15 protein-coding genes are annotated in these 15,206 nt (G+C 53.6%); 5 read left to right on the top strand and 10 right to left on the bottom strand.

Annotation, left to right across the window (positions count from 1 at the left end):
* Positions 1 to 24 precede the first annotated feature (24 nt).
* A complete protein-coding gene (gene phoU, locus AB4K05_RS13835) occupies positions 25 to 750 on the top strand; it encodes a phosphate signaling complex protein PhoU (RefSeq protein WP_368480573.1) in 726 nt (241 codons plus the stop codon).
* 114 nt (positions 751 to 864) lie between these two features.
* Here the strand turns inward: phoU and yieH are convergent, their stop codons facing one another.
* Complete coding sequence (gene yieH / locus AB4K05_RS13830) at positions 865 to 1,530, bottom strand: 6-phosphogluconate phosphatase (protein ID WP_368480527.1); 666 nt, start codon at positions 1,528 to 1,530, stop codon at positions 865 to 867.
* A gap of 170 nt (positions 1,531 to 1,700) precedes the next feature.
* Here yieH and adeP point away from each other — a divergent pair, with 170 nt between their 5' ends.
* A complete protein-coding gene (gene adeP / locus AB4K05_RS13825) occupies positions 1,701 to 3,038 on the top strand; it encodes an adenine permease AdeP (RefSeq protein ID WP_368480526.1) in 1,338 nt (445 codons plus the stop codon).
* A 99-nt stretch (positions 3,039 to 3,137) separates the two neighbouring features.
* Here the strand turns inward: adeP and AB4K05_RS13820 are convergent, their stop codons facing one another.
* The 9 genes from AB4K05_RS13820 to rpmH form a co-directional block, all read right to left on the bottom strand.
* A complete protein-coding gene (locus AB4K05_RS13820; protein ID WP_368480525.1) occupies positions 3,138 to 3,704 on the bottom strand; it encodes an NADPH-dependent FMN reductase in 567 nt (188 codons plus the stop codon).
* A gap of 38 nt (positions 3,705 to 3,742) precedes the next feature.
* The gene (locus AB4K05_RS13815) at positions 3,743 to 4,492 is read right to left on the bottom strand and encodes a 4'-phosphopantetheinyl transferase superfamily protein (protein WP_368480524.1); all 750 of its coding nucleotides are present in this window, start codon (positions 4,490 to 4,492) and stop codon (positions 3,743 to 3,745) included.
* A gap of 157 nt (positions 4,493 to 4,649) precedes the next feature.
* The gene (gene yidZ, locus AB4K05_RS13810; protein ID WP_368480523.1) at positions 4,650 to 5,609 is read right to left on the bottom strand and encodes an HTH-type transcriptional regulator YidZ; all 960 of its coding nucleotides are present in this window, start codon (positions 5,607 to 5,609) and stop codon (positions 4,650 to 4,652) included.
* Entirely contained in the window at positions 5,578 to 6,759 is a 1,182-nt protein-coding gene (locus AB4K05_RS13805; RefSeq protein ID WP_368480522.1) for an MFS transporter, read from the bottom strand. The genes yidZ and AB4K05_RS13805 overlap by 32 nt, the downstream gene beginning before the upstream one ends.
* 177 nt (positions 6,760 to 6,936) lie before the next feature.
* The gene (gene mnmE / locus AB4K05_RS13800; RefSeq protein WP_368480521.1) at positions 6,937 to 8,301 is read right to left on the bottom strand and encodes a tRNA uridine-5-carboxymethylaminomethyl(34) synthesis GTPase MnmE; all 1,365 of its coding nucleotides are present in this window, start codon (positions 8,299 to 8,301) and stop codon (positions 6,937 to 6,939) included.
* A gap of 141 nt (positions 8,302 to 8,442) precedes the next feature.
* Positions 8,443 to 10,089 (bottom strand): membrane protein insertase YidC, encoded by a 1,647-nt coding sequence (gene yidC, locus AB4K05_RS13795; protein ID WP_368480520.1) that lies wholly within the window; start codon positions 10,087 to 10,089, stop codon positions 8,443 to 8,445.
* 2 nt (positions 10,090 to 10,091) lie between these two features.
* Positions 10,092 to 10,349: a membrane protein insertion efficiency factor YidD gene (yidD, locus tag AB4K05_RS13790; RefSeq protein WP_106930158.1), complete on the bottom strand. Its 258-nt coding sequence runs from the start codon at positions 10,347 to 10,349 to the stop codon at positions 10,092 to 10,094.
* A complete protein-coding gene (gene rnpA / locus AB4K05_RS13785) occupies positions 10,313 to 10,672 on the bottom strand; it encodes a ribonuclease P protein component (RefSeq protein ID WP_368480519.1) in 360 nt (119 codons plus the stop codon). Before rnpA ends, yidD begins: the two co-directional genes overlap by 37 nt.
* 15 nt (positions 10,673 to 10,687) lie before the next feature.
* Positions 10,688 to 10,828: a 50S ribosomal protein L34 gene (gene rpmH / locus AB4K05_RS13780; RefSeq protein ID WP_003023858.1), complete on the bottom strand. Its 141-nt coding sequence runs from the start codon at positions 10,826 to 10,828 to the stop codon at positions 10,688 to 10,690.
* 775 nt (positions 10,829 to 11,603) lie between these two features.
* Here rpmH and dnaA point away from each other — a divergent pair.
* The 3 genes from dnaA to recF are packed head-to-tail and all read left to right on the top strand — an operon-like array spanning position 11,604 to position 15,179.
* Positions 11,604 to 13,001 carry a chromosomal replication initiator protein DnaA gene (dnaA, locus tag AB4K05_RS13775; RefSeq protein ID WP_368480518.1) on the top strand — a complete coding sequence of 466 codons (1,398 nt, stop codon included), beginning with the start codon at positions 11,604 to 11,606 and terminating at the stop codon, positions 12,999 to 13,001.
* A 4-nt stretch (positions 13,002 to 13,005) separates the two neighbouring features.
* A complete protein-coding gene (dnaN, locus tag AB4K05_RS13770; protein WP_368480517.1) occupies positions 13,006 to 14,106 on the top strand; it encodes a DNA polymerase III subunit beta in 1,101 nt (366 codons plus the stop codon).
* Positions 14,106 to 15,179: a DNA replication/repair protein RecF gene (gene recF / locus AB4K05_RS13765; protein WP_368480516.1), complete on the top strand. Its 1,074-nt coding sequence runs from the start codon at positions 14,106 to 14,108 to the stop codon at positions 15,177 to 15,179. Before dnaN ends, recF begins: the two co-directional genes overlap by 1 nt.
* The last annotated feature ends 27 nt before the right edge of the window (positions 15,180 to 15,206 follow it).

Here is a 15,206-nt window from a genome sequence, read left to right as displayed (position 1 = left end):
TATGCCTGGGCATCGGGAGAAATGATGGACAATTTAAATCTTAATAAACATATTTCCGGCCAGTTCAACGCGGAACTGGAAAGCATCCGCACCCAGGTGATGACCATGGGCGGTATGGTAGAGCAGCAGCTTTCTGATGCGATTACCGCGATGCACAACCAGGATAGTGAGCTGGCAAAACGCGTCATTGAAGGCGACAAGAACGTCAACATGATGGAAGTGGCGATCGACGAAGCCTGTGTGCGTATTATTGCTAAGCGCCAGCCGACGGCGAGCGACCTGCGTTTGGTGATGGCTATCATCAAAACCATCGCTGAACTGGAACGTATTGGTGACGTAGCAGATAAGATTTGCAGCACGGCGCTGGAGAAATTCTCTCACCAGCACCAGCCGCTGCTGGTGAGTCTTGAGTCGCTGGGTCGCCACACTGTGCAGATGCTGCACGATGTGCTGGATGCGTTTGCGCGTATGGATCTGGACGAAGCGGTGCGTATCTACCGTGAAGATAAGAAAGTTGACCAAGAATATGAGGGCATCGTGCGTCAACTGATGACCTATATGATGGAAGACCCGCGCACCATTCCAAGCGTGTTAACCGCACTGTTTTGCGCACGTTCTATCGAACGCATCGGTGACCGTTGCCAGAATATCTGTGAATACATCTTCTACTTCGTGAAGGGACAAGATTTCCGTCACGTGGGCGGCGATGAGCTGGATAAGCTGCTGGCGGGGAAAGCGCCTAAGGAATAAGCGGTACGCCGGGAACCCCCGGCGTCGCTGTTGTAGGCCGGATAAGGCGTTACGCCGCCATCCGGCATCCTGCGTAATGCTGCCTGATGGCGCTTCGCTTATCAGGCCTACGGTTTAACCGATGATGTTCCATCCGCGCGCCTTCCACAGCGCTGGCAGTTCCGCCAGATCGGTAAACGTGGTCACCCTCGGGTGATCAATCGGCTTGTTATGCGGATCGGCACAGAAGTAAAACACCTCCATTCCCGCATCAATGCCCGACTGGGCGCCCGCAGAAGAGTCATCCACCAAAATACAGTTCTTAACGTTAACGTTCATCGCTTTAGCCGCGTGATACATCAGCGCAGGATCGGGCTTCCAGCGTTGGATATCATAGCCGCTGAATAATTTTTCCGGGAAATGATGCAACATCCCTAGCTTGCCGAGCGAATGTTCCATTTTGCTGACCGGGCCGTTTGAGACGATGCACATCGGAATGTTCACGGACTCCACCAGCGCATTAGCGCCAGAAATGACCTCGAGTTCCGTGTCGAAAAGGCGTGCGACCTCGGCGCGGTAAACGGGTTCTAAATCTGACTTGGCCAGGTTTGTCCCGTGCTCTTCATTGATGATGTCGATGATTTCGTAGAGCTTCACGCCTTTGAAACGTTTAAAAATCTCTTCCAGATCGAGCGTGATACCAAATGTTTTAAACATATGGACGTAGGCCCGTGAACAGATAACTTCGCTGTCTACCAGCGTGCCGTCACAGTCAAAAAAAACCGCTTCAACTCCGGACATGTCATTTCCTTTTTAACAAGTTTAACGTTTACGTAATGCAGAATTGAGAGACGCAATCGTTGCCGTATAAGCAAAATCAATGAAAAAAAGTATCTCACAACCGCGCCTATTGTCGCATTTTGGTATAGGATAGCGACGAATTTTCCTTCCTTCGTCTGCGGAAATTGATAATGAGTCAACAACACACCACCCCGGCTTCCGGTCAGGGGATACTGGAGCGCGTGTTTAAACTGCGCGAACACGGCACGACGGCTCGCACCGAAGTGATCGCGGGTTTCACCACCTTCCTGACGATGGTCTACATCGTTTTCGTAAACCCGCAAATTCTTGGCGTAGCCGGAATGGACACCAGCGCGGTGTTCGTGACGACCTGTCTGATTGCGGCGCTGGGTAGTATCCTGATGGGCGTATTCGCCAACCTGCCGGTGGCACTGGCGCCAGCGATGGGTCTGAACGCGTTCTTCGCCTTTGTGGTGGTACAGGCCATGGGCCTGCCATGGCAGGTGGGCATGGGCGCTATCTTCTGGGGCGCTGTGGGCCTGCTGCTGTTGACCATTTTCCGTGTGCGTTACTGGATGATTGCTAATATCCCGGTGAGCCTGCGTGTGGGCATCACCAGCGGTATTGGTCTGTTCATCGGCATGATGGGGCTGAAAAACGCCGGCGTTATCGTGGCAAACCAGGACACGCTGGTTTCTATCGGTAACCTGACCTCTCACAGCGTACTGCTGGGCGTACTGGGCTTCTTTATCATCGCGATTCTGGCCTCTCGCAATATTCATGCGGCGGTGCTGGTTTCTATCGTGGTAACCACCCTGCTGGGTTGGATGCTGGGCGATGTTCACTATAGCGGCATTGTTTCTGCGCCGCCGAGCATCACCACGGTTGTTGGCCACGTTGACCTTGCTGGGTCGTTTAACTTGGGGCTGGCGGGCGTTATCTTCTCGTTCATGCTGGTAAACCTGTTTGACTCCTCCGGTACGCTGATTGGCGTAACCGATAAAGCTGGTCTGGCTGATGAGAAGGGCAAGTTCCCACGCATGAAGCAGGCGCTGTTCGTGGATAGCGTCTCTTCGGTGGCCGGTTCCTTTATCGGCACCTCTTCCGTGACCGCGTATATCGAATCCTCTTCCGGCGTGTCCGTTGGCGGCCGTACCGGTCTGACGGCAGTGGTGGTCGGTCTGCTGTTCCTGCTGGTGATTTTCCTATCGCCTCTGGCGGGGATGGTGCCAGGATATGCGGCAGCCGGCGCGCTGATTTACGTAGGCGTGTTGATGACCTCAAGCCTGTCCCGCGTGAAGTGGGATGACCTGACTGAAGCAGTCCCGGCGTTTATTACTGCCGTGATGATGCCGTTTAGCTTCTCGATTACCGAAGGTATCGCGCTGGGCTTCATCTCTTATTGCATCATGAAGATTGGTACCGGTCGTTTCCGCGATCTCAGCCCGTGCGTCATCATCGTCGCGCTGCTGTTTATCCTGAAGATTGTGTTTATCGACGGGAAATAAACAGTAAGCCCTTTTCATAGAAAAGGGCTTTTGTGTTTGCACCCTCTCCCAGTGGGAGAGGGCCGGGGTAAGGGCATCAGCCCGCACCCCACCTAATATTTACGCTTTAACGCGATGAATATACTCACCAAATGCGGTCAGTTGACCGGTCAGATGATCCAACGTTCCCTGCTCAATCACTTCACCCAGCTGTGGGTCGACCTTGTTTTGAATCACGCCACCCATAAACTCTGGCTTGTTCATCACCATCGCATCGAGGAAGACCAGAATTTGGCGCAGATGATATTGGCAGCGTGCACCACCGATCGCGCCCATGGAGCTGGTTTGAATAAGCACAGGCTTACCGGACAGAGGCTGATCCGGCAGGCGGGACAGCCAGTCGATGGCATTTTTCAAGCCACCCGGTACGGAGTAGTTGTACTCTGGCGTCACGATCACTACGCCATCCGCCTGGCGAATTTGCTCAGCCAGCGCTTCTACGCTCTGTGGGAATCCATCTTCTTGTTGCAGGTCAGCATCATACAGTGGGATATCGCCAATCGACGGGAGCGGAGAAATGCTCATGCCGGCCGGGGCGATTTTTGGCAGGGTGCGTGCAACCATACCGTTAAATGAACCTTTGCGCAGGCTTCCCAATAAAGTAACAACTTTCAACGCTTCAGACATGATTACTCCTTTGCATCATGAGGCTATTTTCAGCCGAATCAGTTGAGTATAAGCGCTTTCTCTGCCGGTAGGCTGGTGAATCTCATCAAACGCGCGGCAGGTTCGTTGGCCCGAGTTTGTGCATCAGGCAAGCTGCGCCAACCATATTTCCCATCAAACTCCCATACTTTGAGCTTCTCAATTGACGGTGAAACGGCGAGTGACCAAGCCAGTATATCCTCAGCATCGCAAATCACTTCGAGCTGGTCAGTCGTGGCGCAACGCAGACGGCCGGAGCCGGGAAGTAGCTGGAGAGACTGCGGTGAATCCAGGTTCACATCACCGGTCATTTTGAGCACGCTCTGGCGCAGCGCAATCAGCTGCACGCGCGCCTCGTGTGGGTCGCTTTGATTGTTAATCCACAAATTTTCATTGCTGGTAAATCGGTAGTTTTCCATCATTGTCGCCTGCGGCGTATTGCGCAGCACGCGAAGCAGTTCCATATCGAGACCACACTGGCCTTCGGTAGCGAGCGCAACGCCGACAATATTGCCCGCATAGGCGATGGAAAAATCGGGCAGGTGGCTGTCTCTAAAACACGGTTTGCCGTCTGCTCGGTTGACGATTTCGGGGAGTTCGCTGATGCCATAAAGCATAAATAGCAGCTCAGCTAGCAGCGCGCGCGACGCCAGAAAGCGAGTGCGGCGATAGGCCGGCAGCTGGCGTGCGATATTGTGGCTGGTGGATGATAGTCTGACCGACAATAGATGCCCGTCCTTGAGGATCCCTCTTGCAAAGTGCGTCGCCATTTTTCGCTCCGTGATTAATGGACTGTGGATATTACGAGAGTAGCATTTACGCTAGTTATGTTCAGGTTTTACTGTCTAAAAGTGCGAATGAAAAGGGGTATTACGAGACTTTTACACTTCGCCCTAACTGAAACACGTTATTTTTACGAATAATAAGTCAGGAAACAGTGAGATATAGGGACTTGAGGGTTTTGCGCAACCAAATAACTTTCGGGTTGTGACTATTCCGTTTATGCCAAAGTAGGGTAAATGGGACCATCAGCTTTTCCAACTGGACTGCATCAAATGGCAGGGGTCTGGAGACCAAAGGAAGCTGGTTGAGTTGATTATAGTTGCGGCAATATCCAGGCGCTGTGGCCAGCATGTTGTGATCCGGCTGAGCAGCCATAAACAGAGACTGCTCAAAACCCGGCAGACTCAAGGCAATATGACGCTCGCGGCCCATTTCCTGAAGAACATCATCCAGCGCCCAGGTATCGCTTTGCTCCCAACTGATGCTGATATGGGGGTAGCGTAAAAACGTCTCTAGATCCCACTCTTCCTGCAATGCGGGATGATCTTCGCGCAGCCAAACGCAGGGAAGATCGGAAAAAAGCACCTCGTAGTCTATCGATAGCGGCAGCAGGCTTAGTAGCTCGCGTGAGCGAGGATGGCTTTCACGCCCGGTAAACCCGATATCCACCTCGCCGCGAACAATGGCGTCCAGCGAATCATAGTCCCAGTTACGGACTTTTATCGTTGCTTGGGGGTAGCGCTGGTAGATTTGCTGCGAGAGAGCATTGAACATAATCATCACCAGTGGCGTTTCGGCCACCAGATCAAACTTTAGCCCGCTCGGTGTTTCGTGGTTCGGCTTATCGAGTAGCTGATGACCCATCTGCATCCACTCAGCCAGACTCTGCTCCATGCTATGCATCAGCGGCGTGGGCGTTAATCCCAGCGGAGTGTTCACAAACAGCGGATCGTCAAACCAGGCCCTCAGCTTCGACAGCGATTTACTGACAGCCGACGGTGTGACGTTCATCCGTTTGGCTGTTTTGGTGACACTGCGCTCCTGCATCAAGAGTTGCAGGCAGAGCAGTAAATTAAGGTCGAGACTGCTGAGGGATTTCTTCATGAGTTGGCGCGGACCGCTTAGGAGCAACAGTGATAATCAACATGATGCTCACTATGCTACAGACAATCAGAATCCCGATCAGCATATTCAGTGCATCAAGACCTAGGATAGCTGCCAGCCAAATCCACACCGAGGAACCGCAAACCTGCGCAATGCCCAAAGCTGAGCTGGCCACGCCCGCTCGCTGTGAGAAAGGACCTAGCGCCTGGCTCATCGCCACGCCAAAACCGACTGAGAAACCCGCGCAAATTAAAGTTAGCCCGAATAGCGTGACCGTATGCGTGCTGGCGAGGATTAACACAACGCCGGCAGCCAAGAATAGTACCTGAGAGGCCAGCATAAGGGTGCGTGGCTTAAACAGGCTCAGCGCGAATGGCGTAGAAAACGAGACGGCCATACTGACACCTGCAGTCATTGCCATCGTGGTGGCGTATTCCCCGCGATCGAAGCCCATGACTTCCATCAGCAGCACCGGCGAGGTATTCACGAAAGTGAGGATCACCGACACACTGAGGGTGGTAATCGCAAGGCGACTCAGGAAAAAGCGATTCAGTAGTGATTCAGCGAGAGGGGCACTCTTTGCTGACGTCGAGAGCGCAGCCGGGCGCGATTCTCGCAGGATAAATACGGACAACAGGCAAACAGCCACCCCCATCCCTATCATCGTGTAGAACAGGCTCTGCCACGGATATTTGAGCATAATCAAGTGCCCCAGTACCGGCGCTAGCACCGGGATGATGCAGGTGATGCCGTTGAGCAATGACAGCACCTTGGCTCGGCGACGATCGTCGAGCGTATCGCGCAGTATCGCAAACGCCACGACGTAGCAGCAGCCCGCGCCAATTCCCTGAATAAAGCGTCCTACCAGGAACGATGTGCCACTCTCGGCCAGCGAGCATAAGGCTGAGGCTATGATGTAAATAATGGCGCCAACGATAGCGACTGGTTTACGGCCCGACCGATCGGCAACTTTTCCGGCAAACAGCATGGCGGTCGCCATCCCGGCCAGATATACCGAAAACGCGATATGCAGCTGCGCTTCGCTGGCTTGTAAATCAGCAGCAATACGAGGCAACCCGACCAGATACATATCGATACCGGCGGGATACAGAAGAACCAAGGCAAAACTGCAGATTAGAAAGCGTGTCATAGCAACCTCATGAGGAATGTGGCGCTAAGCATACGGGGAGAGGGGCTACGACACGAGTTGCCATTTGGACAACGGTGATTTCCGTTCAGGAAATTGGCTACCGGACAGCGGCTTTGTTTTACCCAAGCCACAAAATAGGCTGGCCCGGTAAGCAAAATGCCACCGGGCAACACTGTCTTACTTACCAATACAGAAGCTAGAGAAAATGCGCCCCAGCAGATCGTCAGAACTGAACTCGCCGGTGATTTCGCTCAAGCATTGCTGAGAGAGCCTCAGCTCCTCTGCCAGCAGCTCACCTGCCCAAGCACCCAATAGCTGCGCCTTACCCTGCTGCAAATGCTCTGCGGCCTCGGAGAGCGCCTGCAGGTGGCGACGACGGGCAAGGAAGCCGCCTTCCATGTTGGTTTCAAAACCCATGCTCTGTTTGAGATGGTTGCGCAGCACGTCTACGCCTTCGCCGGTACGCGCAGAAAGGCGCACAAGTGAGTGACCATTTACTTCGCTGAGGCCCAACACCTCGCCGGTAATATCCGCTTTATTGCGCACCACGGTAATCGGCAGGTTTTTTGGCAGACGGGCGATAAAGTCCGGCCAAATTTCTGCGGGATCGGTGGCGTCGGTAGTGGTGCCATCGACCATAAACAACACGCGGTCGGCCTGTTCAATTTCCTGCCAGGCACGTTCGATGCCGATACGCTCGACTTCGTCACTGGCTTCACGCAGCCCTGCGGTATCGATGATGTGCAGGGGCATACCGTCGATATGGATATGCTCGCGTAGCACATCACGGGTGGTACCGGCGATATCGGTGACGATCGCCGCATCACGGCCCGCCAGCGCGTTCAGAAGGCTTGATTTCCCGGCATTTGGACGACCGGCGATGACGACCTTCATCCCTTCGCGCAGCAGACTGCCTTGGCGCGCTTCGGCGCGAACAGCGTCAAGATCGGCAATCACGTTGTTAAGCTGGGCTTCGATTTTACCGTCGGAGAGAAAATCGATTTCCTCATCCGGGAAGTCGATAGCGGCTTCGACAAAGATGCGCAGGTGAGTTAGCGCTTCCACAAGATGGTTTACGCGCGTGGAGAATGCGCCTTGCAGCGAGTTCAGCGCAGAACGGGCTGCCTGTTCAGAGCTGGCGTCAATCAGGTCAGCAATGGCTTCAGCCTGGGCCAGATCGAGCTTATCGTTCAAAAACGCCCGCTCGGAAAACTCACCGGGGTTGGCGATACGCACGCCTGGCAGCGTCAGAATTCTTTTAAGCAACAAATCGAGAATTACCGGGCCGCCGTGCCCTTGCAGCTCTAACACATCTTCACCGGTGAAGGAGTTTGGGCCGGGGAACCACAGCGCAATACCCTGATCCAGCGCGCTACCGTCGCTGTCTTTAAACGGCAGATAGTCGGCATAGCGTGGTTTTGGCAGTTTGCCCAGCACCGCCTGTGCGACGTCGCGCGCCTGCTGGCCTGAGATACGCAAAATGCCCACGCCACCGCGTCCCGGTGGGGTTGCCTGGGCGACGATAGTGTCGTTATGGCTCATGGTTACTCTCTACTTTGTTGCAATAAAAAAAGGCGGTCATTAGACCGCCCTTTGATTGTAGGCCTGATTAGCGTTAGCGCCATCAGGCTGCCCTGCGGGCATTGCCGGATGGCGGCTTCGCCTTATCCGGCCTACACCGAATCAGGATTTTTTCTTCTCGCGGCTATGCAGACCACGTTTTTCCAGACCACGGTAAATCAGCTGCTGCTGGATAATGGTCACCAGGTTGCTGACGATGTAGTAAACCACCAGACCGGATGGGAACCACAGGAAGAACACCGTGAAGATGACCGGCATAAAGGTCATGATCTTCTGCTGCATTGGGTCGGTCACGGTGGTCGGAGACATCTTCTGAATGAAGAACATCGTCGCGCCCATGATGATCGGCAGGATGTAGTACGGGTCTTGTGCTGACAGGTCGTGGATCCACAGGATAAACGGCGCATGACGCAGTTCAACCGAGGCGCTCAGCATGTAGTACAGCGCAAGGAAGATTGGCATCTGAATAATCAGTGGGAAACAGCCACCCAGAGGGTTTACTTTTTCCGCTTTATACAGGGCCATCATTTCTTGGCTTTGACGCTGTTTGTCGTCGCCCAGACGCTCACGCATTGCCGCGATTTTCGGCTGCAGCATACGCATCTTCGCCATGGAGGTGTACTGCGCTTTAGTCAGCGGGTACATGATGCCACGAACGATAAAGGTGATAACAATGATGGAGAAGCCCCAGTTGCCCAGGAAGCTATGGATCCATTTCAGCAGTTTGAACAGCGGCTGAGAAATGAACCACAGCCAGCCGTAGTCAACGGTCAGGTCCAGGTGTGGCGCAACGGCTGCCATTTTGTCCTGAATCGCTGGGCCGACCCACAGGGTGCTGTTCAGCTTATCAACCTGACCTGGCTGAACCAGTACCGGCTGAGATTTGTAGCCAATCGCTACAACGCCGTTACCAAGATTAGCGGTGTAAAGGTTGTTGGTGCCTTTGTTTTCCGGAACCCACGCGGTGGTGAAGTACTGCTGCAGCATCGCAACCCAACCGTTCTGGGTATTGGCGTTCAGGTTTTCGTTATCAACGATCGTATCGAATTTGTATTTTTCATATTTCGAATCGGAAGTTGAATACGCCGCGCCGCGGAAGGTATGCATGGTAGACAGGCCACCGGTTTGCGTATCGCGGGCAGTCGGCAGCGCAGCAGTTTGCTTAAGCTGACCGAAGGTCGAGATTTCCAGCGGCTTGTCGCTGCTGTTCTGCACGCTGTAGCCAACGTTCACCGCATAATCACCGCGTTTCAGGGTGAAGGTTTTGGTGAAGACGTTGCCCGCTTTATCGGTATATGTCAGAGGAATGACGATTTCGTTCTGGCCATCAGCCAGTACAAACGCATCTTTATCGACATTATACAGCGGACGTGGGCCGTTAGCCGGGTTATCCGGGCCATCACGACCGGTTAAGCCGCTTTGCGCCTGATAGATAAACTGCGGTGTGGTTTCCAGTAACTGGAACGGTTCAGTCGACTTCAGCGCTTTCGGGTAAGCCGGAAGCAGTGCCTGCTCAACATCACCACCGCGGGTGTTGATGGTCAGCTCAAGCACATCAGTTTTAACCGTGATCAGTTTCCCTTGGCCACTGGCCGGTACGCCCTGGTCTGCGGCGCTACCCGCTGCTGTGGTCGTAGTCTGCGTGGTCTGCTGCTGGGTCTGAGGATTGTTATCCTGCTCCCAAGCTTGCCAGATCATGAAAGACACGAACAACAAAGCGATGATAAGAAGATTGCGTTGCGAATCCATCGTTAGTGTTCTCTGGTATCAAATGGTCCAGGCGGGACGGGGTCGTCACCACCAGGGTGTAAAGGGTGGCATTTTAATACGCGTTTCACTGTCAACCAACTGCCTTTTATCACTCCAAACCTGCGCAATGCCTCAATTCCGTATTGAGAACAGGTTGGAGTGAAACGGCAATGCGGCCCGAGTAGCGGACTAATCAGGCGCTGATAGACCCGAATAAGGCCTATCAGGAGCCGGGAGAAAGGCGACAGTGACGGCGCCATAATTTTTCCAACGCTTCCGAGAGAGCACGGTTATCGAGATCGGCAACCCCTTTCTTCGCCACCACCACGAAATCCATTGGCGGAAGTTCATGCTGACGTAAACGGAAACTTTCACGCGTCAGACGTTTAATCCGATTGCGTTCATGTGCGCGTTTAACATTTTTCTTGGCGACGGTAAGACCGATGCGGGGATGCCCCAGCGAATTCAGGCGGCCGAGGATGGTGATTTGCGGCGTGCCAGCCCGTTGTGGCTGCTGGAAGACGAAGGTGAATTGACTGGGAGTTAACAAACGTAACTCCCTGGGAAATGCGAGCTTAACCACGCAGGGTTAGCTTTATTACTTAGAAACGGTCAGACGAGAACGGCCTTTAGCACGACGACGTGCCAGAACCTGACGACCATTTTTATTAGCCATACGAGCACGGAAGCCGTGAGAACGGTTGCGCTTCAGTACAGACGGTTGAAAAGTGCGTTTCATGGCGATTTCTACCTAAACTTGAATAAATTCAATGGCTTTATTGGATATCCGAACGAAAATCGAACGATGGACACCGAAGCCATGGGTGATTAAAGAGGCCGGATTGTAATAATTGTACACTCCGGAGTCAATTCTCTTTCCTTATTTACCGCGTAAAAAACCACGTATTACCGTAATTTTTCGCCCGGTAAATGCGCAACACCCCATACCGAAAATCGGACGGAATGCGCCGGGTGGGGGATTATACGGCCTGCCCATTAAAGCGCAAGGATCATCCTGGATCTTTATGAGATCATTTAAGCAGAAATTTGTCGCTCGTCATTAATTTTTCCAATATGCGAAGGAAATCGTGCCTCCTCTTAGCCGGGATCGTTTACACTTAGCGCTTGCCGGATCCTGCCTGTGGATAAATCGGGAAGAATCTGTGAGAAACACAAGATCTCTGGCGCAGTTTACGCTATGATCCTCGGCCCGATCGCGATCGGTAGATCGCTCGGGGAAGTACCGCGCCATTTCAGCACAGCGTCTGAAATAGGCCGTTGAAAAACCGCAAATAGCGGTTCGCACGTCACCCGCTTGCATCGGGTCTATTCGATGTGTGTCAAAAATCACGAATTTTTAATCTTATACACAGCATTTGTTCGGGCTGCATTTTTGCAGCAACTGAACGAATCCCCGACAGCATTCAGTTTTGCTGGCGGCAGGGTCGTCAGAGGTAGCCTGCAGGTTTGCCTGGAGGATGATGTGTATCGACTTTTTTCGAGTGGAGTCCGCCGTGTCACTTTCGCTTTGGCAGCAATGTCTTGCCCGATTGCAGGATGAGTTACCAGCCACAGAATTCAGCATGTGGATCCGCCCGTTGCAGGCGGAACTAAGCGATAACACGCTGGCCCTGTACGCGCCAAATCGTTTTGTGCTTGATTGGGTAAGGGATAAATACCTCAATAACATCAACGGACTGTTGAATGATTTCTGCGGCACTGACGCCCCGCAGCTACGTTTTGAGGTCGGTACCAAGCCCGTTGTCCAGACCCTGAAAGAGACCGCCAGCGTTAGCGCGCCAGCGCAGGCCGCTCAGGTTTATGCGCCGCGTGTTGCGCCGGCTCCTCGTCAGGGCTGGGATAATGTTCCGGCTCCCGCTGAGCCGTCATATCGCTCTAACGTCAACGTTAAACACACCTTTGATAACTTTGTTGAAGGTAAATCGAACCAGCTGGCCCGTGCGGCGGCACGTCAGGTGGCGGATAACCCTGGCGGCGCCTATAACCCGCTGTTCCTGTATGGCGGTACAGGCTTAGGTAAAACGCACCTGTTGCACGCGGTAGGGAACGGCATTATTGCCCGTAAACCTAACGCGAAAGTGGTGTATATGCACTCCGAGCGTTTTGTCCAGGACATGGTAAAAGCCCTGCAAAACAATGCGATCGAAGAGTTTAAACGCTACTACCGCTCCGTTGATGCGCTGCTTATCGATGACATTCAATTCTTTGCCAACAAAGAACGATCTCAGGAAGAGTTTTTCCACACCTTTAACGCCCTGCTGGAAGGTAATCAGCAGATCATTCTCACGTCGGATCGCTATCCGAAAGAGATCAACGGCGTCGAAGATCGTCTGAAATCCCGCTTCGGCTGGGGTCTGACAGTGGCTATTGAACCGCCTGAGCTTGAGACCCGCGTCGCTATCCTGATGAAAAAAGCCGACGAAAACGATATTCGTCTGCCAGGCGAGGTGGCGTTCTTCATTGCTAAGCGTCTACGCTCTAACGTGCGTGAACTTGAAGGGGCGCTGAACCGCGTTATTGCCAACGCCAACTTTACCGGCCGGGCGATTACCATTGATTTCGTGCGCGAAGCTCTGCGCGATTTGTTAGCGCTGCAGGAAAAACTGGTCACCATCGACAATATTCAAAAGACGGTGGCCGAGTATTACAAAATCAAAATTGCGGACCTGCTTTCCAAGCGACGTTCTCGCTCGGTGGCGCGACCGCGCCAGATGGCGATGGCGTTGGCGAAAGAGCTCACCAACCACAGTCTGCCGGAGATTGGCGATGCGTTTGGTGGCCGCGATCATACCACCGTGCTACACGCCTGCCGTAAGATTGAACAGCTGCGTGAAGAAAGCCACGATATCAAAGAAGACTTTTCCAATTTAATCAGAACATTGTCGTCGTGATCCTATGAAATTTACCGTAGAACGTGAACATTTATTAAAACCGTTACAACAGGTGAGTGGCCCGCTTGGTGGGCGTCCGACATTGCCGATTTTGGGTAACCTGCTACTGCAGGTGGCTGACGGCACGCTGTCGCTGACCGGTACCGATTTAGAAATGGAAATGGTAGCGCGCGTAACGCTGCTGCAACCGCATGAACCGGGCGCAACGACCGTCCCGGCGCGTAAATTCTTCGACATTTGTCGTGGCCTGCCGGAAGGGGCGGAAATCGTCGTGCAGCTGGAAGGCGATCGCATGCTGGTTCGTTCTGGCCGTAGCCGCTTCTCGCTGTCTACGCTGCCTGCCGCTGACTTCCCGAATCTGGACGATTGGCAGAGCGACGTGGAGTTCACGCTGCCGCAGGCGACGATGAAACGCCTGATTGAAGCCACCCAGTTCTCGATGGCGCATCAGGATGTTCGTTATTACTTAAACGGTATGCTGTTTGAAACCGAAGGTGAAGAACTGCGCACCGTAGCAACCGATGGCCACCGTCTGGCGGTCTGTTCAATGCCGGTTGGGCAATCTCTGCCAAGCCATTCGGTGATCGTGCCGCGTAAAGGGGTGATTGAGCTGATGCGTATGCTCGACGGTGGCGAAACGCCGCTGCGCATACAGATCGGTAGCAACAACATCCGCGCTCACGTTGGTGACTTTATCTTCACATCGAAGCTGGTTGATGGTCGTTTCCCTGATTATCGCCGCGTATTGCCGAAGAATCCGGATAAACACCTAGAAGCTGGTTGCGATATCCTCAAGCAGGCATTTGCCCGTGCGGCGATTCTCTCCAATGAGAAATTCCGCGGCGTGCGTCTGTTCGTGAGTGAAAATCAGATCAAAATCACCGCCAACAACCCGGAGCAGGAAGAAGCAGAAGAAATTCTCGATGTTTCCTACCCTGGTACCGAGCTGGAAATCGGCTTTAACGTCAGCTACGTGCTGGATGTGTTAAACGCGCTCAAGTGCGAAACCGTCCGTATTCTGCTAACCGACTCCGTTTCTAGCGTTCAGATTGAAGATGCTGCAAGTCAAAGCGCGGCGTATGTTGTCATGCCAATGAGACTGTAATGTCGCTGACCCGCCTGCTGATCCGCGATTTTCGCAATATCGAAAACGCGGATCTCGCTTTATCCCCCGGCTTTAACTTCTTGGTTGGCGCCAACGGCAGCGGTAAAACCAGCGTGCTGGAAGCCATCTATACGCTCGGCCACGGTCGGGCGTTTCGCAGTTTGCAGATTGGCCGCGTGATCCGTCATGAGCAGGAAGCGTTTGTGCTGCACGGGCGTCTACAGGGCGCCGAGCGTGAAACTTCGGTCGGCCTAACCAAAGATAAGCTGGGCGACAGCAAAGTCCGTATCGACGGCACCGACGGCCATAAGGTGGCCGAACTGGCGCACCTGATGCCGATGCAGCTGATTACGCCTGAGGGGTTTACTTTACTCAACGGCGGCCCCAAATACAGAAGAGCGTTCCTCGATTGGGGATGCTTTCACAACGAAGCCGGATTCTTCACCGCCTGGAGCAACCTCAAGCGCCTGATTAAGCAGCGCAACGCCGCGTTGCGCCAAGTCAGCCGCTATGAACAGCTGCGCCCGTGGGATAAAGAACTTATCCCGCTAGCCGAGCAAATCAGCCGCTGGCGTGCGGAATACAGTGCAGGTATCGCCGAAGATATGGCTGATACCTGCAAACAATTTCTCCCGGAGTTCTCTCTCGCCTTCTCTTTCCAGCGCGGCTGGGAAAAAGAGACCGATTACGCTGAAGTGTTGGAGAGAAGTTTCGAACGCGACCGTATGCTGACCTACACCGCACACGGTCCGCACAAGGCGGACTTCCGCATTCGCGCCGACGGCGCGCCGGTGGAAGATACCTTATCACGTGGGCAGCTTAAGCTGCTGATGTGCGCACTACGTCTGGCGCAGGGCGAGTTTCTAACCCGTGAGAGCGGGCGACGCTGCCTGTACCTGATAGATGATTTTGCCTCGGAACTTGATGATGCGCGGCGCGGCCTGTTGGCCAGTCGATTAAAAGCCACGCAGTCACAGGTTTTCGTCAGCGCAATTAGCGCTGAACACGTTATGGACATGTCGGACGAAAATTCGAAGATGTTTACCGTGGAAAAGGGTAAAATAACGGATTAACCCAAGATTAAATGAGCGAGAAACGTT

This window comes from Kluyvera sp. STS39-E, assembly GCF_040932435.1.
GTDB lineage: Bacteria > Pseudomonadota > Gammaproteobacteria > Enterobacterales > Enterobacteriaceae > Kluyvera.
Note: the sequence above shows the minus strand (reverse complement) of the source record. Positions and strands in the feature narration are given on the sequence as shown.